This window comes from Pseudomonas sp. Irchel 3A7 (assembly GCF_900187565.1).
Lineage (GTDB): Bacteria > Pseudomonadota > Gammaproteobacteria > Pseudomonadales > Pseudomonadaceae > Aquipseudomonas.
Genome location: NZ_FYED01000004.1, coordinates 214,998 through 235,231 on the forward strand (window position 1 = coordinate 214,998; position 20,234 = coordinate 235,231).

Below are 20,234 nucleotides of genomic sequence, written 5' to 3' on the forward strand. Positions count from 1 at the left end.
GGGTCATTCTTTAAGTTAAAAAAAATCGACCAGCGAAACTGGTCGATTTTTTTTGCTTGTGAAAACACTCAGTCAGTTTTCTGTTTACCCCATTCATCGGAGCCCGATGTGCCGGATATCTCGTGAGTCCAAGTGATCTTCCGGTAGGTGAAGTGCACGTCTTCCATATGTGTGAAATGCGCGTTTGCGGGGTCCTGGCAATTATGCATGTAATCCTTGATCTGAACGATGCGCGCACCTTCCAGGGTCGTGGTGTAGTAGTGCTGATTATTACCTTCAAAGTTGCGGTACCACTTGATGACTACAGACTTCAAAGGCTCTGCCGTACACAAGGCTTGTTGCAGCAGTGGGGAAGCCTTGTCGAACCCTTTGGTGACAATGACGGCTTTATGAGCACGCAATCCGGTAGGCATTCCGGATTGTGGGTCAAAGGGTTTGGTGACTTCATGGCTGAAGGCTTGCACCAAGACATAGTTGTTGAGCGTCTCTTCGTCGATAGCACCAGCGCCTGCGGATAATTGAGTACTCGCGTTTTCGGTGATCAGCTTTTGCACCTGACCTTCGACGGACATGTACGCGGGTAAAGCCATGGATGCTCTCCTTGCTAGAGTTAAGTAATCTTCCCGAAAGACGTTATCGCCCGACGGGGGACTGACGGTTAACAAGGTCCGTGCCAAGAAGCGTGAAGCCACGGAAAACGGTAGGTTGAGAGCCATCCCGGAAGGTTTTGATCCTACGCTCTCCCAAAACTGCGCAGAACATCGCGCAATTCATGGCGGCATTTTGCGCACCATTCTGAAAGGTCTTTCCGACCGAACGATCCACCTCGCCCCAGGGTCTTACACCAGGATCTACGCGTAGTCTCTTGCGCATCACGCTACAAATCCCCCCGCAATCCCGAGATGGAGTGAAGACATGAAAATCCTGATGGTTTTAACGTCCCACGATCAATTGGGTAACACCGGCAAGAAAACCGGCTTCTGGCTGGAAGAATTCGCGGCACCCTATTACGCCTTCAAGGATGCTGGCGCGCAGTTGACCCTGGCCTCACCCAAGGGCGGCCAGCCACCGCTGGACCCAAAAAGCGACGAGCCCGACGCGCAAACCGAAGCCACCGAGCGGTTTCGCAAGGACCCGGCCGCACAATCCGCGTTGGCCTCCACTGCCTTGCTCGGCTCGGTGAGGGCCGGTGACTACGATGCGATCTTTTATCCCGGCGGCCATGGCCCGCTTTGGGACCTGGCCGAGGACAAGCAATCGATAGCCCTGATCGAAGCTTTCTACAACGCCGGAAAACCGGTTGCGACGGTATGCCATGCACCAGGGGTGTTGCGCCATGCCAAGGGCGCGGACGGTCAGCCATTGGTCAAGGGCAAGAAGGTGACGGGCTTCACCAACAGCGAAGAAGACGCTGTGCAACTGACGGATGTCGTGCCGTTCCTGGTGGAAGACGAACTCAAGGCCAAGGGCGGGATTTTTTCCAAGGGGCCTGACTGGGCAAGCTATGTGCTCACCGACGGCTTGTTGCTGACCGGGCAGAACCCGGCGTCGTCGCAGGCGACGGCTGAAGCGTTGTTGGCGAAACTGAAATAAACAAACCTGCAGGAGCGAGCTCGCTCGCGAAGAACCCGAGAACGCCGCGGGGCGTCAGACTCCCCGCGTTATCGTTCACGACCATCGCGAGCGAGCTCGCTCCTACAGTCATTGCGTGTTAGTTCGCGAACGAGGCAAAACACTGCTCGATCGAACGCCGTTGCGTCTCCGCATACAACCTCAACTCATCAATGGTCGGACGTCCCAGTGCTGCTTCGAACGCTTGCTGATTGGAATGCACGCCATAGTGGGTTTGCGCCGCGTCGCCCAGGTTTGACTGAAAAATCCCCGCCGCGCTGACCGGCAGGAAATCCTCGTAGACCAAGGGTTCAACCCGCAGATAGCCGTCGCTGACCAGATCCTCGAGAGGCAAGGTTTTCAGTTCGGCCGCCGCCAGGCCTTTTTCCGTCACGAAATAGCGAAAGTACGCCAGGTCCTGTTGGCGCATGCCTTCGTAGGTGTCGGGAAATTCGCTGAAGTGCTGCGTCATCAACGCGTTGTAACGGGCCGCGTTGCCTTCATTGGGGAAGTCCTTGAGTTCGTCCCGGGCAGCATTGAGCAAACGATCGTACAGCGCCCGGCCTTTGGGGGTGAGGGCGGCGCCGCGTTGTTCGATTTCGCCGAAACGGGCGCTGTGACTGCCACGTGACTCGGCTTGATCAGTGAACGCGACCGGTTCGTCCAGTGCCTTGAAACTGGTCTGGCGCAGCAGGATCGGGCATTGGCGGCGGGGCGGGCCTTCGATCACCGCCTTGGGGGTGATGCCATGTACCGGCATTTGCGCCTGGACAATGTCGATGTCCAGGGTGCGCGGGGTCAGGTGATTGATGTGCGGGCCTTTGAACGCCACCACATCGGCAATCAGCCGGTGCTGGGCGCTGAGTGTCTGGTATTGCTCGGCGGTGACGGTGGCGCTGTGGTGCCAGCGGAAGGTTTCCAGCGCCTGTTTGACGAATTCCCCGGCCTCCTGTTCGGTGAGGCCACCCTGGGTTTCGGCGCGATCGATGAGCGTCAGCGCAGCAGGGGTGAAGATCGATCGCTTGTCCAGCACCGACTGGGCGAATGCCCGTAGTTCCGGGTCTTCGATCAGTTCCAGGCGCAGCAACGAGGTGAACACGCGGAACGGGCTGACTTGCAACGAGGCTTCATGCACCGCGCGAAACGCCGTGGAATGCACCGGCACGCCGGCCGGGGTCAGGTCGTAATAACCCACCGGCTGCATGCCCATCACCGCGAACAGGCGGGCGAGGGTCGCCAGTTCAGCGGCCGTGCCGACCCGGATCGCGCCATGACGCTCCAGGTCCAGGCGCTCGATTTCGCCGGTGCTGTTCAATTGGCGGGCCACTTGCGGATCGTTGTCCAGGACATGGCGGTTGGTCTGTTCCACCAGCTCCATCAGGGCGCCGTACAGCGGCACTTCTTCGCGGTACATGTCGGACATCGCTTTGGAGAAGCGTTGGCGGATCAGGTCGGGGCTGACGAAGTTCGGGTGGTTCATGAACAGGGTTCCTGGCGCGGTGACGTGAAGGATGGGAGAAAAGATCGCAGCCTTCAGCCACGCCGACAAACGAAGTTTCTGACGAACTTCATTCTGCAAAGGACTGCATCCTCAATGCAATCGTTGATCCTGAGGGCTTTCCGAGCGCAGCGATGCCAAAAACTCCCGATACAGGCGTGCCGAGCCGGCAGGCGCTTCGACCATGGGCATATGGCCGATGCCTTCCCAGATTTCCACGCGCAAATCAGCGATGCCCTTGCTCCAGATGGCGACGCTGCTGACATCGATCAAGCGATCCTTGCGCCCCCACAACAACAGTGCGGGGACCTTGATCGACGGAAGTTTCGGCTCCATCGGCGGGCTGGCGCGGAATTCGCGGAAGATTTCTTCCAGTTCGTCCCGCGTCTGTTGATAGCGATGGGCGATGGCATCCAGCACCACCCGTGGCACCCACGGCGGATCGGCCATGGTCATGGCATAAAAATATTTGAATTCTTCCCGCGAGTTGATCAGGAACGGGTTGTGGCCCCGGAACAAATGGTGCTCCAGATCACTGGGTTCGGGCGAGGCGACGCCCGCCGGGTCAAACAGGGCGACCGAGGCAATGCGTTCCGGATAGGTGGCCGCCAGCCAGGCCGCGATATAGCCGCCCATCGAGTTACCGATCACATGGACCTTCTCGACCCCGCACACATCCAGCAGCTGGATCATGCGCTTGGCCTGCAGCGGAATGTCATAGCCGCCACCGGCCTTGAAGCCTGTTTCGCCGTGCCCGGCAATGTCGGGGATGATCACCCGGTAATTGCCGACAAAGTACCGGGCAAAGCGCAGCCAGATATTTTTATCGGCGCTGTAGCCGTGAAGCATCAACACATTGCTGGATGCCTCGTACGGCCCGCCTTGCCAGGTCGAGACGGTCATTTCGCTGATGGGCACCACAATCTTGTGCAGCTTGTACAACCTGGCCTCGGCGGCCACGCTCAAGTTGTACAGCCAGTACCCGATGGCCGGGTAGCTCAACCAGCTCCAGGCCGCAAAAACCGCGATAGCGACAACCAGTAAAAGCATCAGGCGTCTTCCTTCTGATGGATCAGGACAATATGTGATCGGCGGGTTTCAGGGCTCGGGTCAAGCGGTGAAAGCTGAAACTGAACCCGGGAAACATCGCAATCACATGACCGCTCTTGCTTTGATACCAACTGTGGCAGCCTCCGGACTTCCACACGGTGCGTTCCATTTCTCTATGGATCATTTCAGTGTAGGTACGTTCTGCCTCGGGGCGTACTTCGATGCTGCGCAAACCTTGTGCTTTTAAGGTGCGAATGCAGTCGAGGATGTAATTCATCTGCGATTCGATGATGAACAGCGCCGATGTGTGGCCGATCCCGGTGTTCGGGCCGGTAACGATGAACAGGTTGGGAAAGTCCGGCAGGCTGGTGCCCAGGTAGGCTCGGGGGTACTCGGCCCAGACGTTTCTGAGCTGCGTGCCGTTTTTGCCGGTGACCGGGTAGGAAATCACCCCGTCGGTGGCGTCATAACCGGTGGACCAGACGATCAGGTCCAGGTCGATGTGCTGGCCGTCCTGCATGATGATGCCGGTCTCGTCGATTTCGGCGATGGCCTGTTCGCGGCTGTGCAGTGTCACGTTGCGGCGGGCCAGCGCCGGGTACAGGGTGCTCGACAGAATCACCCGTTTACAGCCAATGGTGTAGTCCGGCGTGAGTTTTCGACGCAGTTCGGCGTCCGGTACCTGGCGTTTGATGAAGCGCAGGGCCTGATGCTGGACCATGCGCACCGCCGGTTTCGAGTATTTGAAGGCAATCACCCGGGTTTCGAATTGCCAATAGATCATCCAGCGCAGCAGCTTGTAGGCGGGCTTGAGCCCGAGCAGCCAGCGCTGGAAGCGGCCGAAAGTGCGGTCCGCCCGGGGCAGCACCCAATGCGGTGTGCGTTGGAATACATGCAAGTGCCCGACGTCCGGGGCAATCGACGGAATCACCTGGGCCGCGCTGGCACCGCTACCGACGATGGCCACGCGTTTTTGCCGGTAATCGTAGGAATGGTCCCAGTTATTGGTGTGAAAGGTCTTGCCCTGAAAGCGTTCCTGGCCCTTGAAGCGCGGTACGACCGGTTGACTCAGCGGCCCGGTGGCATTGATCAGGAACTGCGCATGAAACGTGCCTTTGCTGGTATGAACCGCCCAGCGCTTCCCCTCATCGTCCCATTCCACACGCTCGACATTGGCCAGCAGTTCCACTCGGTCGCGCAGGCCGAAGCGCTCCACCACGTAACGGGTGTAGCGATGCAGTTCGGCCTGTTCGGCGAACATCTGCGTCCAGCGGTAAGGGGCGAAGGACAGTGAGTAGAGCGGCGAGGGCACGTCGACCGCCGCGCCGGGATAGGTGTTCTGGCACCAGGTGCCACCGAAGAAATCCCGCCGTTCCAGCAGACGAAAGTCGGTGATGCCGGCCTTGAGCAAATTGACCGCTGCACACTGCCCGCCAAAGCCGCTGCCGATGATCAATACCTGAAAGGTCTGCATGGGGCTCCTGTTTGCCGCTATGGGGTCAACCCTATCTTCATGTATAGCCGTTTCTGTGGCGCTTTTTGCTTTTGCTTTTGTAGGAGCGAGGCTTGCCTGCGAAGGCTATGTGTCAGGCGACATATTTTGATGGTGCACATATCCATTGCTGCGGTAACGGCCACTGGCGGTTTCGCCCTTACGGCGAGTCACTTTTTTACAAGCGCCTAAAAAAAGTAACCAAAAAAACGCTCGCCCCGGCGTCCGGCCCCTCGCCAAGGCTCGGGGTTCCTTCGCTCCGGCATTCATCCGGGGGCATTGCCCTCCGGTTGGCTTCGCTGCACCTACATGCAATGGGTTCGACTGCGTCGAACGGCGCTGCGCGCCCATCCCCGGATGAACGCCTCCACTCAGCCTGCCGAAGGGGCGGGTGGATCAAGATCAAGAGCTGAAGGCGAGCTGACGCTCGGCCTGATGAGTGGTGAAAAGCAGCGGGCGTACGTCGACCCATTGTGGGAGCGAGCCTGCTCGCAAAGGCGGTGTCTCATTCAGCATAAATATTGGCTGACACACCTTCTTCGCAAGCAAGTCCGCTTCCAAAGGAGATCACGCGGGTGACTCGCGCCGTGTATTTGCTCATGCGTGAAGGTTGCGCTGTGCTGGATGTGATTCAGGCGAGGGCGTTGCAGCGGGAGGAGGGGTTCAAGGCTTCGGTTTAGCGGTGTTTGATCTGACGCCATCGCGAGCAAGCTCGCTCCCACAAGGAATATGTCGAACACAAATTATGTGTACGACGCTAACCCTGTGGGAGCGAGCTTGCTCGCGATAGCGTCCTTTCAGGAGAAAAGCACTACCTGCTGCCCATCACTCCTTGACGCTCATGAACTCCTCTGCCCAACGGATGTATTCCTCGGGCTGAGTATAGGTATGCGTCAGTTCGGTCGCGTTCAAATCCGAGGCCTGGGTAAAGATCTGGCGCTGTTCGCGCAGGCTGTCGTAGGTCGCCTTGATCGCGGCGAAGTAGGCGCCGTGGCCATCGATGGTGACGCGCACGCCCAGTTCGGCCAGGCGTTTGTCGTCGCGCAGGGCCGGGTTGCCGTAGGTCACCAGCATCAGCGGTACGCTCAGGTGTTCGGCGATTTGTTCCAGATGGTCGAAATCTTTCACGCCCACCATGCAAATGCCGTCTGCGCCGGCGGCCTGGTATTGCTTGGTCCGGCTGATGATCTCCTGGACCGGCAGGATCCCTGCGTGGGTGCGGGCGATGATGGCCATTTCCGAATCGCACCGGGCTTCCAGTGCCGCGCGAATCTTGCCGACACCTTCGGCGACGGTGATCAGGTCGGTGGATTTGCGGCCGAATTGCGCCGGCAGCAAGGTGTCTTCGATGGTCAGGGCCGCCACGCCGGCTCGTTCGAGCTCGACGATGGTGCGCATGACGTTGAGTGCGTTGCCGTAGCCATGGTCGGCGTCGGCAATCACCGGCAATTGGGCGACACGGCCGATGCGGGTGGCCTGTTCGGCGAATTCGCTGAGGGTGATCAAGGCAAAGTCAGGGGCGCCCAGTACCTGCAACGACGCGACCGAACCACCCAGAATCCCCACTTCAAAGCCCAGATCGGCGGCAATGCGTGCCGACATCGGATCGAAGACCGATGCGGTGTGGTAGCAGGTGTTGGACGCGAACAGTTGACGAAAATTGCGGCGCAAATCTTGATGAGACAGCCTGGACATATGAGTTCCACCAATGGAAATGGAAGGGCTTGAGCAAAAGTGTCAACGCCGAAAGTGTTAGAGGCTATCACGGGTGCATGTTAGGAATGATGACGAATTTAACGTGATTACTGCCTTTTTGTTCGGGCGACTGCCGATCAAGCCGCCACTGCCCGTGCCTGTTGCTTGACCATTGGCACACCGCGCACCCCATCTCCGGGCTGCAGTTGCAGTCGTTTGGCGGTGAGACGGTCGACCATCAGGCAATTGCCGACCTGTCGCGCCTGAGCAGTGGTGATCCGGCAGTTTTCCAGGCGACGATTGTGGATCAGCCACATCGGCGCCTGGTCGTCCGGAGTGCCGATGGCCAACTCTAGCAATTGGCTGTCACGCACGGTACGGATGTTCGACACCGGGGCCTCGATGACCGGGCCGGCGTCGAAGATGTCGATGTAACCCTGGTTGGCAAAACCCTCGACGGTGAGGATTTTCATTGCCGGTTCGCTGTTCGGATGAGGTTTGCCGATCACGGCCTGGGCCTGTTCGGTGAGCAGGCAGGTGTAAAGCGGTTGGCGTGGCATCAGTTCGGCGATGAACGACTTGTTACCCAGCCACGACAAATGATCGGCATGGCTGAAATCCATTTGGAAAAAGTGACGGCCCACGCTGTCCCAAAAGGGTGAGCAACCTTGTTCGTCAGCGCGCCCGCGCAGTTCGGCAATAAGCTTGTCGCCGAACAGGTGCGGAAACTCTGCGACAAACAACAGGCGCCCCAGGGAGAGCAATCGACCGTGACCGCCCAGGCGTTGATCGGGGCGCAGGAACAATGAGCAGAGTTCCGATTGGCCGGTCATTTCGTTGTTCAGGAACAAGGTCGGAATATGCCGGCTGATGCCCAGGTCTGCTGATGAGCTGACTGTCAGCCCGACCCGGTAGTTGTACCAGGGTTCGCGCAGGCCCACAGCCCCGGTCAGGGCACTGACGCCGATCACTTGCTGATCGTCGTCCTCAAGGACGAAAAGGTAATCGGCATCGGCGCGCTCGACCTGTTCGGCGAAGGTTCGTTTCGCCCAACGCAAACGATGGGTCAGGCGCTCCTCGTTGGCCGGCAAGTTGGTCAATCCGCGGCCCGCTTGCCGGACCAGCGCGAGCAAGGCGGGAAGGTCGGTGACCTGGACCGGACGGACAATCATGCTGCAACTCCTTGTTTGCGCCAGATCGGGCGTCGTCGTTGGGTAGCGGTCCGGTTGATGCTCACAGGGCGATCAGCCGGACCGGGCTGCCTTCGCTTACCTTCAACGCTGAGCACATGCCGGCGTCCAGAATCACTGGTTGCCCGGCGATGTAATCCAGTTCCGCGACGATGGCCCGAAAGTTTTCCAGCGAATCGTTGCTCACCAGATAGCAACCACGGGCGTCGATGGATGAGCCGGGTTTGGCCGAAGCGGTGTGGCTGCGGGCGATGGAGCGGATGCTGCCGGTGCGCGCAAACAGGGTAGGGCCGCCGTCGAACAGATCGACATAGCTGTTGGTTTCAAACCCCTCTCGCTCCAGGATATCGAAGGCTTCCTGGCCGTCGGGATGAATTCTGCCGATGCAGTCTTGGGCGGCCTTTGGCAGCATCGGCACGTAGATCGGGTATTGCGGCATCAATTCGGCGAGAAAGGTGCGGCTCTCCAGGCCGCACAGTCGTTCGGCCTCGACGTAGGGCAGATCGAAGAAGTGTTTGCCCACGGCATCCCAGAACGGCGAGTGGCCCTCGTCGCTGCTGTAACCGACGATCTCGGTAATCACCGCATCGGAAAAACGCGGGGCATGGGCGGCAATGAACAGCAGTCTCGCCCGGGACAACAGTTCGGAGAATGCCGTGCGTTCCAACGCTGCATCGATATGGAACCCTCGCAGCAAGGTGTGGACGCTGAGGTCATGGCACACCGACAGCGCCGGCACGTCGTGTTCGATGTTGAGCTCCCGCGAGACGCTGTTGAAATGGCGGTTGCGCAGGCTGTAGAACGGCTCGCTGAAGCCGGCCGTCGCGAGAATTTCCGAGCAGCCCACCAGGCGTTGGGTCGCCAGGTCTTCCAGTACGAAGAAGTAGTTCTCGGGGCCGGGGCTGCGCACGTCTTGCTCGAACGAGGTGCAGGAATCGAGAATCTTATCGCGCAGGCGTTCAATGTCGTCCGGCAAGGACGTGACGCCCACCAGGCTTTCGCGGGCAAGTCGCTGTAACTGGGGCAGGTCGGTTAACTGCACTGGACGCAAGACCAGCATGGATGCACTCCTGTATCAAAGGGCCAGGTGACTGGCACCGGACCTGACTATCACTGTCGGTTTCCACGCGTTGAAGCGGCGGTCACCTAGCCAGGCGCCGCTCTTTTTTTGTCAGTCGTTATTCGTACATCGCTACCCGGCTCGCCTCATGCAATGGGTGCAGGGGCAGCGAGTTACATAGGGATTTGCATTCGGACGGTGCAAGGTCCAGACCAGAGTCGACGATCGGGTCATTGAATGAGGGCATCCGGGCTCCTGCTGGATGGGAACGATAGTCCGTTGAAACCAGTATTTATTTAAGGCGCGTTACATGTCTAGTTAATTTTCGCGCTGTTCAGAACGCCTGGTCGCGGACCGCATGCTCATGGGACGGAGGCTACGCGGATGTCGATCGACCGTGTAGGGCATGGCCTATAAGAGCGTCGGAGAAGGCTGCCAGGGGGCGATGAAATGCCAGCGCGAGCCGATATCATTGGTTCAAACGAAACACCCCCGATCATCCTGGTTACGGCACAATTACGCGATATTCCACGGCAAGACGCCGTTTTTCCTTTTTATCGACCGAGAGATTTTTCGTGCAGGCGACCCGTTTGACCTTGATGTGCCATGCCAGAACCATCGCACAGAAATTGGCGAGTTTTCCTACAAATGAGCCACTGGAGATGAATTGGCAATCGGCAAGGGGTTCGCTCAGCGCCCGATACAAGGGTTCGCCAAGGCTGATGTGCGCTCCGGAGCTGCGGACCCGGCAAACCGCCGAATTGTTCGGCACTACCGTGGAGATTGTCGAAGCACTCAGGGACTGCGATTTCGGTCGCTGGAGCGGGGCACGTATAAACGATCTGCAAAAAGACCAGCCTGAACAGCTGGAGCGCTGGCTCACGGACCCGGATTCGGCGCCCCACGGTGGTGAATCCGTGACGCAGGTCATCGAGCGGGTGGCCGCGTGGCTGGCGACGCTGGAGGCGACACCCGGTCATGTCGTTGCCATGACCCATCCGTTTATCATCCGTGCCGCGCTGGCAACCGTGTTGCAAGGTTCGGCGTTCAACCTGATAGATGTCGAGCCGTTATCGGCCATTGAATTGAGGTTCAATGGTTGCTGGCGGCTACGCTTGCCGGGCAGCGAGCCCGAAGGAACGCGGTGATGAAAAAACTCCTGGTCATCGGCATCGGCGCCGGCAACCCCGACTACATCACGATGCAGGCGGTGAAGGCATTGAATCGGGTCGACGTGTTTTTCCTCATGGACAAGGGCCAGAGCAAGGACAAGCTGATCGACCTGCGCCGGGAAATCTGCGAGCGATACATTACTGAGGGTGACTACCGCTTTGTCGAAGCGCAAAGTCCGGAGCGCGAGCGTGGCGATGTGGACTACACCGCCAGTGTCGATGATCTGAACCTGGCCAAGCAGCGCACCTTTGAACGGCTGATCAACGAAGAAATATCCGACGGCCAGTGCGGCGGTTTCCTGGTGTGGGGCGATCCGGCGTTGTACGACAGCACCCTTCGCATTCTGCAGGCGATACTGGCGTCAGGCGCCTGTGTGTTCGAGTTCGAGGTCATCCCCGGTATTACCAGCGTCCAGGCACTGGCGGCGCAGCACAAGGTGACACTCAATCAGATCGGTCGCTCGGTCGAGATCACCACCGGTCGGCGCCTGGCAGCGGGGCAAGTGAGTGATGCCGACAGCCTGGTGGTAATGCTCGATGCGCAAGATGCCTACCATCAAGTAGAGAATCAGGACACCGAGATTTTCTGGGGGGCTTATTTGGGGACGCCGGATGAGATCCTGATCAGCGGCAAGCTCAAGGATGTGGCGGATGAGATCGAACGGGTGCGCAAGGCGGCGCGATTGGCCAATGGCTGGATCATGGATACCTATCTGCTGCGCAAGCCTTGAGATGTGGGTTGTCTGGCCTGACCCCTTCGCGAGCAGGCTCGCTCCCACATTTGAAATGCATTTCCCTGTGGGAGCGAGCCTGCTCGCGAAGAGGCCCTATAGGTCAACTCAAAAAATGATCTTGACCCCGCGCCCAAACCGCTCCCGATACACCGACGGCGGCACCCCGACCACGCTGCGAAATGCCACCCGAAAGCTTTCCACTGACCGATAACCGCAGCGCTGGGCAATCTGCTCGGTGTTCTGGTTCGTGCTTTCCAGCAGTTCGCGGGCGCGACCCAGGCGTTCGTGTTGCAGCCAGGTCTTGGGCGACTGGCCGCTGGCTTCGCTGAAACGCCGCAGGAATGTGCGCTCGCTCATGGCCGCTTCGCTGGCCAGGTCGCGCACTTCCAGCGGTTCATGCAGGCGCTCACGTGCCCATTGCATGACGCGGGAAAGATCGCTGCGCGGCGTAGGACTGACGGGTGTTGGAATGAACTGCGCCTGGCCACCGGTGCGTTGCGGCGACATCACCAGTCGCCGCGCCACGGTGTTGGCCACCTGGGTGCCGAAATCCCGTGCCACCAGATGCAGGCAGGCGTCGATGCCGGCGGCGCTGCCGGCTGAAGTGATCAATTGGCCTGAGTCGACATACAACACGTCCGGGTCCACCAGAATGTCGGGAAAACGTTCGGCCAGTTCCGTGGTGTAGCGCCAGTGCGTCGTGGCGCCGTGACCATTGAGCAAGCCGGTGGCAGCCAGCACGAATACCCCTGAGCAGATCGACAATAACCGCGCGCCCTGGGCATGAGCCTGGCGCAGGGCTGTGAGCAGCGCTTCGGGCACGGCCGCGTTGCGGTCGCGCCAGCCGGGAATGATGATGGTCCGGGCCTGCCCGAGCAGTTCCAGGCCACCATCGGCCAATACCTGGATGCCGCCCATGGCGCGCATCGGGCCCTGATCGACGGCGACGATTTGATGTTCGTACCAAGGGAAATCGAATTCCGGCCGCGCCAGGCCGAAGATCTCCACGGCGATGCCGAATTCGAAGGTACAGAGGCCGTCGTAGGCCAGAATCGCGACCAATCCAGGGGCAGGCTGCATTTGGCGGAAAATTCCCGGTGAGTGTCTTGTGCGCCACTGTAGCGACAAGTGGCACGCGGATAAAGTCGGTTCACACCCACTGCCACCCCGGAGTACTGCCCATGACCAGCCTGGTCCGCGAAATTCCCGCCGCCCCGTCGGCCATCGCCCTGATGCATTTCAGCAGCCGTCTGACGTTCGAAACTGACTGTTCCGACGTCCACGGCAGCCGACAGGCCGGCGAAATCGATTTTGTCCTGCTGGACGTACGTGGCCCGCTGGCGTTCGAGCGCGGTCATGTGCCAGGCGCGATCAATATTCCGGGACGTTTGCTCACGGCCGACAGTCTGGCGGCCTATCCGAAAAGCAGTCTGTTCGTGGTCTATTGCGCTGGGCCGCACTGCAATGGCGCGAACAAGGCCGCCGTGAAACTGGCGGCGCTGGGTTATCCGGTCAAGGAGATGATCGGCGGTGTGACCGGCTGGCTGGATGAAGGGTTTGAGTTGAGTGTTACGGTCCAACGACCTGCCAATACCGTTATCGGTTGCGAATGCTGATCTTCAGACACTGCTAGTCAACTGTGGCGAGGGAGCTTGCTCCCGCTGGGTCGCGAAGCGGCCCCAATACCTGTGATCACATGGCATTAGTCAAACCGCATTCACAGTATTTGCGACTGCTTCGCAGCCGGACGGGAGTAAACTCCCTCGCCACAAAAAGCGTTCGCGGCAGTGTTCAACGCTTGGTAGATACCGCCCACCACTCATCCAGCGTCACCTGCAACCAGTCAACGACTGCGGCATGGGCGGCGCTGTCCTGCGGATCCCGAGGCAATGGTGACTCCTCCGCAAAATGCCGGTTCAGCAGCGCCACCGACTCGGCATTCCACTCCGGATGAAACTGCAAGCCCACCCGCGTCGGGCCTACGCGGTACATCTGCTGTAAACACTGTTCGCTGCTGGCCAGCAACTGAGCATCCGGCGGCAGGTCGATGGCGTCTTCGTGCCATTCCAGCACCTTCAGACGCTGACCATCGATAAAGGTAACGCATGTCCAACCCGCTTCAGTTCGCTCCATGCGCCGCACATTACCCCCTAGGCCGAGGGCCAGTAACTGTGCCCCCAGGCAAATGGCGAATACGGCCGCACCTAGCTCCAGACTCTGTGCCAGCCACTGGCGTTCGGCTTCCAGCCATGCAGGCCCGGCATTGGATTCATAGGGCCCGCCCAACAGAATCACTGGCGCCGCGCTCGCTGAGGGCAGTTGACCGAGGTCGGCGCGAAAGACGTTCAGCTTCACGCCACGGGCGTCGGCCCACGCCGCGATGGCGCCAGGCCCCTCGACGGGGTGGTGCTGGATCAGGTTCAACTCGGACATCACGCTTTTCTCAAGGCAGATTGGCACTCAATGTGCCGCAAAAAAGGGCTCGTCGCCAGCACGGCTCTTCAGGCGCAACGCCGCCGAAATCTTGTGCCACCGCCCAAGCCACTCTAGACTGCCGGCCTCTTCGGTCCCTGTCCGCCACAAGCGAACGACCGAAAGCTGCCTATAAAAGCTGCCAATAATAGCCTCCGCACACAGGAGTTATAAATGAAGAAGCTAGTGATGTTCGGTGCCCTGGCACTGTCGATGTTGTCCCTGACCGCCGTGGCCGAAGACGCCAAGCCGATCCGCATCGGTATCGAAGCCGGTTACCCGCCATTCTCGATGAAAACCCCTGACGGCAAACTCACCGGTTTCGACGTCGATATCGGCGACGCGCTGTGCGAGCAGATGAAAGTGAAGTGCACCTGGGTCGAGCAAGAGTTCGACGGCCTGATCCCGGCACTGAAGGTCAAGAAAATCGACGCCATTCTGTCGTCCATGACCATCACCGATGACCGCAAGAAAAACGTCGATTTCACCATCAAGTATTATCACACCCCAGCGCGTTTCGTGATGAAGGCAGGTACCGACATCAAGGATCCGCTGACCGAACTCAAAGGCAAGAAGGTCGGTGTGCTGCGCGCCAGTACCCACGACCGCTTCGCCACTGAAGTGCTGGTGCCGGCCGGTATCGAGCTGGTTCGTTACGGCTCCCAGCAGGAAGCCAACCTGGACATGGTTTCCGGTCGTGTCGACGCGCTGCTGGCCGACTCGGTCAACCTCGACGACGGTTTCCTGAAGACCGACGCCGGTAAAGGCTTCGCTTTCGTAGGCCCGACCTATGAAGATGCCAAATACTTCGGCGGCGGCGCCGGTATTGCTGTGCGCAAAGGCGATAAGGAACTGGCGGACAAATTCAACACCGCCATCACCGAAATCCGCGCCAACGGCAAGTACAAGCAAGTGCAGGACAAGTATTTCGATTTTGACGTTTACGGCCATTAATACGCCGTAGAAAAAAGTGGCCCCGTTGATGCGGTGGCCACTTTTTTTATGATTTCTATTTCAGAAGAGAAACCTGTGGGAGCGGGCTTGCCCGCGATGGCGGTGTAACTGGCGTTGATGTTATGCCTGATCTGGCCCCATCGCGGGCAAGCCCGCTCCCACAGGTTATCTGAGGAGCCAAAATGCAACGCATCGACCACCCACTGCCCTGGAGCCACCTCGGAACCGAGCGCACCCTCAGCGTCTTTCGTTATGGCACCGGCACGCGCAAGGTCTACATCCAGGCCAGTCTGCACGCCGATGAGTTGCCGGGCATGCGCACGGCCTGGGAATTGAAGAAGCGCCTGACCGAGCTGGAAAGCCAGGGGCAGTTGCAAGGGGTGATCGAGCTGGTGCCGGTGGCCAACCCCATCGGTCTCGATCAGCACTTGCAAGGCAGCCACATGGGGCGTTTCGAACTCGGCAGTGGCAAGAACTTCAATCGCGCATTCGTCGAACTCAGTGCCCCGGTGGCGCAGTTGATTGGTGATCGTCTGGGCAGTGATGCCGAGGCCAATATCGCACTGATCCGCCAGACCATGGGCCAAGTGCTCGACGGCTTGCCGGCTCCGGCTTCAGAACTGGAGGCGATGCATCGTTTGTTGCTGCGTCATGCCTGCGACGCCGACATCACCCTCGACCTGCATTGCGACTTCGACGCGGCGATTCATATTTACGCCTTGCCGCAACACTGGCCGCAGTGGCGATCCCTGGCGGCGCGTTTGAAAGCCGGCGTGGCGCTGCTGTGTGAAGACTCCGGCGGCAGCTCTTTCGATGAGTCCTGTTCCTCGCCATGGTTGCGCCTGGCCAGGGCCTTCCCCGACGCGGCGATTCCACCGGCCAACCTGGCGACCACCCTGGAACTGGGCAGCATGGGCGACACTCGGGTCGACCAGGCACAAGCCAATTGCGAGGCGATTCTGGGCTTTCTCGCTGGGCAGGGTTTCATCAAGGGCACCTGGCCGGCGGCGCCGGATGAATGCTGCGAGGGCATGCCGTTCGAAGGCACCCAATACCTGTTCGCACCCCATCACGGGGTGGTCAGTTTTCTGCGCGAGGCCGGTGAATGGGTGGAGAAGGGCGATGCACTGTTTGAAGTGGTCGACCCGTTGAACGACAAGGTCACTACCGTGCGGGCGGGCACCAGTGGCGTGTTGTTTGCTATCGATCGCGGGCGCTATACGCAACCGGGGACCTGGCAGGCGAAGGTGGCGGGGCGTGAGCCGATTCGGGTGGGCAAACTGATTAACGACTGATCCGGAGATTGACGCTGTTTCATTCGACCTCATCGCGGGCAAGCCCGCTCCCACAGAGGCGTGCAAAACCTGTGGGAGCGGGCTTGCCCGCGATGAGGCACTCGGCTTCACCTGAAATGTCCCTGCCTGTCTCACAGTGTTAGGCTCTGCCCCGAATCCTGCGCACTGTGAAGGAAGGCTTATGTTGAAGATTCTCGCTCTGCTCACGCTGCTGGCATCCGCCGCTGTCCACGCTCAAACCCCGCTGCAAACCGACCTGCCGCTCAAATACCTGGAACAGGCCAACCCCGAATCCCGCGATCAGCCCCTGGTGATTTTCCTCCACGGGTACGGCAGTAACGAGCAGGACCTGTTCGGCATCAAGGATGAGCTGCCCGCACAATTCAACTACCTGTCGGTGCGGGCGCCGATGGTGATGGAAGAGGGCCGCTACCAGTGGTTTCGCAAGAAGGGTGAAGGTGCCTACAACGGTGAGACCGACGATCTGAAGTCCAGCGGCCAGTTACTGCTGGATTTCGTCGTACAAGCGGCGCGCAAGTATCACACCGAACCGAACAGGGTGTTTCTGGTGGGATTCAGCCAGGGCGCGATCATGTCTTACGAAGTCGCCCTGCGGCATCCCGAGGCCGTGGGCGGGATCGCCGCGTTGAGCGGGCGGATTCTGCCGGTGCTCAGGTCCGAATTGAAACCGGATGAAAAACGCCAGTCACTGGCGATTTTCATCGGTCATGGCACCGCGGACAAACGCCTGCCGTACAGCGACGGCACCGAGGCCAACAGCCTGTTGCAGAGCATCTCACTCGAGCCCGAGTTTCACGCGTATCAAGGTGTTGGCCATAGCATCAGCGCCGAAGAGATACAGGATTTGAGTGCCTGGTTGCAGCGCCTCAACCCTTGATGTTTATTTGCCGCTGACGATCTGCTTGATCAGCGTCTCATGGGCTGCCATGTCGCCGGGGCGGGAAATGACCTGGATCACGATCATGCGGTTGCCGGACGCCGCCATCAGCGTGGTGTTGAGGGTCATGCCGCCACCCTGGCTGGCGGTGCTGTCGACCTGACGCACACCCAACCCGGTACTTTTCAGAGTCAGGCTTTTTTCGCTGAGCTTGTTGTAGTCCGGCAGCGCCTTGCGTTGCGCCGCGTCGAAGTCGGCCACGGTGCCGTCGAGAAACGCACCGTCGTTGTCCTTGACCTTGGTGCCATCCGGCAGGCTGTTTTCAGCCGCGATCACCACGGTCTTGGTCGTTTCGTTGGCATACATGGTTCCGCTTGCACCGGTAGGGCTGCTTGGCAGCGCGTTGGCAACGAAGCCCTTTGGCAGGGTGAACGTGAACTTGCCGCCGAGCATCGAGACTTTCTGTGTCGATGCCGCTTCTTTGGCCGGGGCCTTGGCCGCCTGCGCATTCAAAGCCCCCAATGTGGCGACCGCCGCCAGCAACAGGACAACGGCTTTTTTACTCAACAGTGACATGGGTGAATCTCCAGGGATGGTCGCGCAGTGGGGCGGCGATCATCCCATGGAGGTTGGCGGGCATTCCAGTGTGGGGTAACGGACGGTCATTGGTGCTCAGGAAGGGCTGATGTAGCAACCTCAATAGCGTTCTGAAGCTCATTAGCTGCATTCAGGTTGCGGTCACCAATGTAAATCAGGATTTGCCGGAGTTCCGCCCGCGCTTCGGGCCTCCACTCAACCTGCATCGCGCTTGTTGCGCTTTGACTCCAGAAGGGCGCGCATTTCTGCCATCACCTGATCATGGGGGATGCTCGGCCGCGGATCATCCAGCGAAGCCTGTACCTTGGCGCGGAACCAGCGATCATAACTGGCGGCCTGCTCTTCGGTTTCAAACTCTGAAACGATGGGGGAAAGTTCGGTGCTCATGGTGATCTCCAGGATCAATGGAAAGCAGTCTATTCGGAATGTGAAGTGTTGTCGTCGCTGTCTCGATGAAGTACTCCCTGCCCAAGCGCGGGAGCGCTTACTCCACCCGATTCAAATCCTAAGCTGCACATTTCCGACCGCCAACCTTCAAAAGACGTCGGATATTTCCGCGATCCTTTTACGAAGTATCCGTTGTAGGAAGACTGCCGGAGTTGCTGGGTGTACGCAGTTGTTGGGCTACTCGTGCGAAACGATCGAGGGTGTTGCAGGCGTTTTGATCGTCGATTGCGAAGTGGCGATGACCGCACCGGCAATAATCAGTAATGCGGGGATCATCAGGAGCGGGCTGGCGTGGCTGCGCCCGACAACGATCAGCAGCAGGGTGGAAATCAGCGGGGCCAGGTAGGACAGCGCGCCCAAAGTGGCCAGGTTGCCATGTTTGGTGGCGTGGTCCCAGGCAAAAAACGCCAGTCCCGCCGGTCCCAGCCCGAGAACGACAAGCGCTGCCCACTGACGCGCGTCGGGCCACACCGTGGTCTCGAAAGCCAGGTGACAGACCAGGCCGCCCACCGCAGACATGCCGCAGATGCCCCCGATGATGCTGCTCGGCACTTCCTTGAAGCGACGGTTGAACACCGAATAACCGGCCCAGATCAAGGCACAGCCGAACGCCGCGAGGTATCCGGGGATCGGCATCGCGGCGGCGGAGTCCGACCCGCGTTGCTGCATGATGAACGCCGTGCCCGCCAGGCCCAGCAGGGCGCCGAGTACCTGGCGCTTGTGCAGCTTCTCCGCGGCGGCGAAGGCCGACAGCAGCACCAATAACAGCGGCCACAGGTAATTGATCAGGCTGGCTTCGGCCGCCGGCGCGGCCTTGAGGGCGAAAAAGTACAGCGCGTGATAAACGAAGATGCCGACAAAGCCCGTCGCCCATACCGCCCAGGGTTGGCGCCAGCTGTTGAACCCGCTGATACCGTGGCGTCCCAGGATGAGCAGGCTGGCGATAAACGCCACGCCGAAGCTCAGGGTCAACACTTCAAACGGCGGCAGGCCTTCGGTGAGGGTGGTCAGTAACGCCAGGCAGGACCAGAGAAAGATCGCGATCACGCCGACCGCGGTGGCGGAGTGGGCACTACGGACGCGAGACGTGGCCATGTCTGTTCCTTCAGTCGTTGAACGGGCGCCTTCCTTGCCCGATGACCTGATGCAGCTTAGCGCTTGATCGCGGTTCGTCCAGCGTCCGCCGTCACCGGGCCGACAGGCCGCGCCAGCAGGCGCTTGGTCACGCCCAGCATCGCCACCGACACGGCCATGCCGAGGGCAAACGCGCTCATCCCCATGTCGGGTAACGCCAGCGCCAATACCAGGCAGAACGCCGAGAATGAATACATACCGGTCGCCGTTGCGCGCAGCAGGGCAGCGGTAAACGCCGGGCCACGGGTTTGCTGGGAGAACACTGCCATTACGCTGCCCAATACCGGGAACACCGCAAGCAGCCCGCTCCAGCGGTCGCCGACGGTGCTGGCGAGCAGGGTAACGGCCAGGGTCAGCAGCGCGCCGGCGACCATGCGCAGCAGCAGTTTGTCGGACTTCGGCGCCGGGCCGGAAACGATCGGTTGCACCGAGGGGAACAGGTAGGGCGCGGCCAAAAGGGCAGAGGCGGCGGCAAGCACGGATACCAGCAGTGACGGCGGGATCAACGACAGCACCACGGCGACCACCGCCCAGACTGACAGCGAAATCGTCAGCGCCAGCGGCCATTGCGCTCTCTGGGCGACCTGCGCATAGGTGACGCAGAAGGCGATCATCGCGAACATGGCCGACAGCGCCGCCAGGGCCGATTGTGCGGCGAACAGTTCGCCCTGTTCGATGGCCAGGAAGAACAGAATCGGCCCGACCACCACCGGCAACCCGGACAACCAACCCGCCACGCTCGGCCCCCAGCGTTTGCCGGCGAGGGAAATCAGCAGCAGGAAACCTGGAATCACCAGCAGTTTGAGCATCAGCACGCGTACGTCTCCAACCTGTGTCAGGCGTCAACACTATCAGGTGTACACAATTTGTGTATACAAAAACCATTCCTGTAGGAGCGAGCTTGCTCGCGAAAAACGCTCAGGCACTGCGGTCAT

20 protein-coding genes are annotated in these 20,234 nt (G+C 59.9%); 7 read left to right on the top strand and 13 right to left on the bottom strand.

Features of this window, described 5'->3' with window-relative positions; translation table 11 throughout:
• Window positions 1-68: 68 nt before the first annotated feature.
• Window positions 69-590 (bottom strand): Hcp family type VI secretion system effector, encoded by a 522-nt coding sequence (locus CKW21_RS08180; RefSeq protein WP_095193470.1) that lies wholly within the window; start codon window positions 588-590, stop codon window positions 69-71.
• A gap of 325 nt (window positions 591-915) precedes the next feature.
• Here CKW21_RS08180 and CKW21_RS08185 point away from each other — a divergent pair, with 325 nt between their 5' ends.
• Window positions 916-1,593 (top strand): type 1 glutamine amidotransferase domain-containing protein, encoded by a 678-nt coding sequence (locus CKW21_RS08185; RefSeq protein ID WP_095193471.1) that lies wholly within the window; start codon window positions 916-918, stop codon window positions 1,591-1,593.
• A 118-nt stretch (window positions 1,594-1,711) separates the two neighbouring features.
• On the opposite strand, the gene CKW21_RS08195 is transcribed toward CKW21_RS08185, so the two are convergent.
• The 6 genes from CKW21_RS08195 to CKW21_RS08220 all read right to left on the bottom strand — a co-directional run bounded on the left by CKW21_RS08195 (window position 1,712) and on the right by CKW21_RS08220 (window position 9,596).
• Complete coding sequence (locus CKW21_RS08195) at window positions 1,712-3,091, bottom strand: VOC family protein (RefSeq protein WP_095193473.1); 1,380 nt, start codon at window positions 3,089-3,091, stop codon at window positions 1,712-1,714.
• 111 nt (window positions 3,092-3,202) lie between these two features.
• Window positions 3,203-4,159, bottom strand: a complete 957-nt coding sequence (locus CKW21_RS08200) for an alpha/beta fold hydrolase (protein ID WP_095193474.1) — start codon at window positions 4,157-4,159, stop codon at window positions 3,203-3,205.
• Between the two features lie 22 nt (window positions 4,160-4,181).
• A complete protein-coding gene (locus CKW21_RS08205) occupies window positions 4,182-5,633 on the bottom strand; it encodes an NAD(P)/FAD-dependent oxidoreductase (RefSeq protein ID WP_095193475.1) in 1,452 nt (483 codons plus the stop codon).
• Between the two features lie 843 nt (window positions 5,634-6,476).
• Complete coding sequence (locus CKW21_RS08210; protein ID WP_095193476.1) at window positions 6,477-7,346, bottom strand: oxaloacetate decarboxylase; 870 nt, start codon at window positions 7,344-7,346, stop codon at window positions 6,477-6,479.
• A 137-nt stretch (window positions 7,347-7,483) separates the two neighbouring features.
• Entirely contained in the window at window positions 7,484-8,518 is a 1,035-nt protein-coding gene (gene astA, locus CKW21_RS08215) for an arginine N-succinyltransferase (RefSeq protein ID WP_095193477.1), read from the bottom strand.
• Window positions 8,519-8,579: 61 nt separating this feature from the next.
• Complete coding sequence (locus CKW21_RS08220) at window positions 8,580-9,596, bottom strand: arginine N-succinyltransferase (protein WP_095193478.1); 1,017 nt, start codon at window positions 9,594-9,596, stop codon at window positions 8,580-8,582.
• Between the two features lie 575 nt (window positions 9,597-10,171).
• Here CKW21_RS08220 and CKW21_RS08225 point away from each other — a divergent pair.
• Complete coding sequence (locus CKW21_RS08225) at window positions 10,172-10,744, top strand: histidine phosphatase family protein (RefSeq protein ID WP_095193479.1); 573 nt, start codon at window positions 10,172-10,174, stop codon at window positions 10,742-10,744.
• Window positions 10,744-11,499, top strand: a complete 756-nt coding sequence (cobF, locus tag CKW21_RS08230; protein ID WP_095193480.1) for a precorrin-6A synthase (deacetylating) — start codon at window positions 10,744-10,746, stop codon at window positions 11,497-11,499. Before CKW21_RS08225 ends, cobF begins: the two co-directional genes overlap by 1 nt.
• A gap of 108 nt (window positions 11,500-11,607) precedes the next feature.
• Here cobF and ftrA read toward each other — a convergent pair whose 3' ends face one another.
• Window positions 11,608-12,582, bottom strand: a complete 975-nt coding sequence (gene ftrA / locus CKW21_RS08235; RefSeq protein WP_095193481.1) for a transcriptional regulator FtrA — start codon at window positions 12,580-12,582, stop codon at window positions 11,608-11,610.
• Between the two features lie 101 nt (window positions 12,583-12,683).
• Here ftrA and CKW21_RS08240 point away from each other — a divergent pair, with 101 nt between their 5' ends.
• The gene (locus CKW21_RS08240; protein ID WP_095193482.1) at window positions 12,684-13,118 is read left to right on the top strand and encodes a rhodanese-like domain-containing protein; all 435 of its coding nucleotides are present in this window, start codon (window positions 12,684-12,686) and stop codon (window positions 13,116-13,118) included.
• A gap of 175 nt (window positions 13,119-13,293) precedes the next feature.
• On the opposite strand, the gene CKW21_RS08245 is transcribed toward CKW21_RS08240, so the two are convergent.
• Window positions 13,294-13,935 (bottom strand): type 1 glutamine amidotransferase, encoded by a 642-nt coding sequence (locus CKW21_RS08245; RefSeq protein ID WP_095193483.1) that lies wholly within the window; start codon window positions 13,933-13,935, stop codon window positions 13,294-13,296.
• Between the two features lie 213 nt (window positions 13,936-14,148).
• Here CKW21_RS08245 and CKW21_RS08250 point away from each other — a divergent pair, with 213 nt between their 5' ends.
• From CKW21_RS08250 to CKW21_RS08260, 3 genes are all read left to right on the top strand, one after another.
• Window positions 14,149-14,928, top strand: coding sequence for an ABC transporter substrate-binding protein (locus CKW21_RS08250; protein ID WP_095193484.1), 780 nt, complete (start codon window positions 14,149-14,151; stop codon window positions 14,926-14,928).
• A gap of 182 nt (window positions 14,929-15,110) precedes the next feature.
• Window positions 15,111-16,223 (top strand): succinylglutamate desuccinylase/aspartoacylase family protein, encoded by a 1,113-nt coding sequence (locus CKW21_RS08255; RefSeq protein WP_095193485.1) that lies wholly within the window; start codon window positions 15,111-15,113, stop codon window positions 16,221-16,223.
• A gap of 181 nt (window positions 16,224-16,404) precedes the next feature.
• Window positions 16,405-17,121, top strand: coding sequence for an alpha/beta hydrolase (locus tag CKW21_RS08260; RefSeq protein WP_095193486.1), 717 nt, complete (start codon window positions 16,405-16,407; stop codon window positions 17,119-17,121).
• Window positions 17,122-17,124: 3 nt separating this feature from the next.
• On the opposite strand, the gene CKW21_RS08265 is transcribed toward CKW21_RS08260, so the two are convergent.
• From CKW21_RS08265 to CKW21_RS08285, 4 genes are all read right to left on the bottom strand, one after another.
• Window positions 17,125-17,697, bottom strand: a complete 573-nt coding sequence (locus tag CKW21_RS08265) for a hypothetical protein (RefSeq protein ID WP_095193487.1) — start codon at window positions 17,695-17,697, stop codon at window positions 17,125-17,127.
• 216 nt (window positions 17,698-17,913) lie between these two features.
• Complete coding sequence (locus tag CKW21_RS08275; protein ID WP_095193488.1) at window positions 17,914-18,105, bottom strand: antitoxin; 192 nt, start codon at window positions 18,103-18,105, stop codon at window positions 17,914-17,916.
• A 237-nt stretch (window positions 18,106-18,342) separates the two neighbouring features.
• A complete protein-coding gene (locus tag CKW21_RS08280; protein ID WP_095193489.1) occupies window positions 18,343-19,260 on the bottom strand; it encodes a DMT family transporter in 918 nt (305 codons plus the stop codon).
• Between the two features lie 56 nt (window positions 19,261-19,316).
• Window positions 19,317-20,114 carry a hypothetical protein gene (locus CKW21_RS08285; RefSeq protein WP_095193490.1) on the bottom strand — a complete coding sequence of 266 codons (798 nt, stop codon included), beginning with the start codon at window positions 20,112-20,114 and terminating at the stop codon, window positions 19,317-19,319.
• Between the last annotated feature and the right edge of the window lie 120 nt (window positions 20,115-20,234).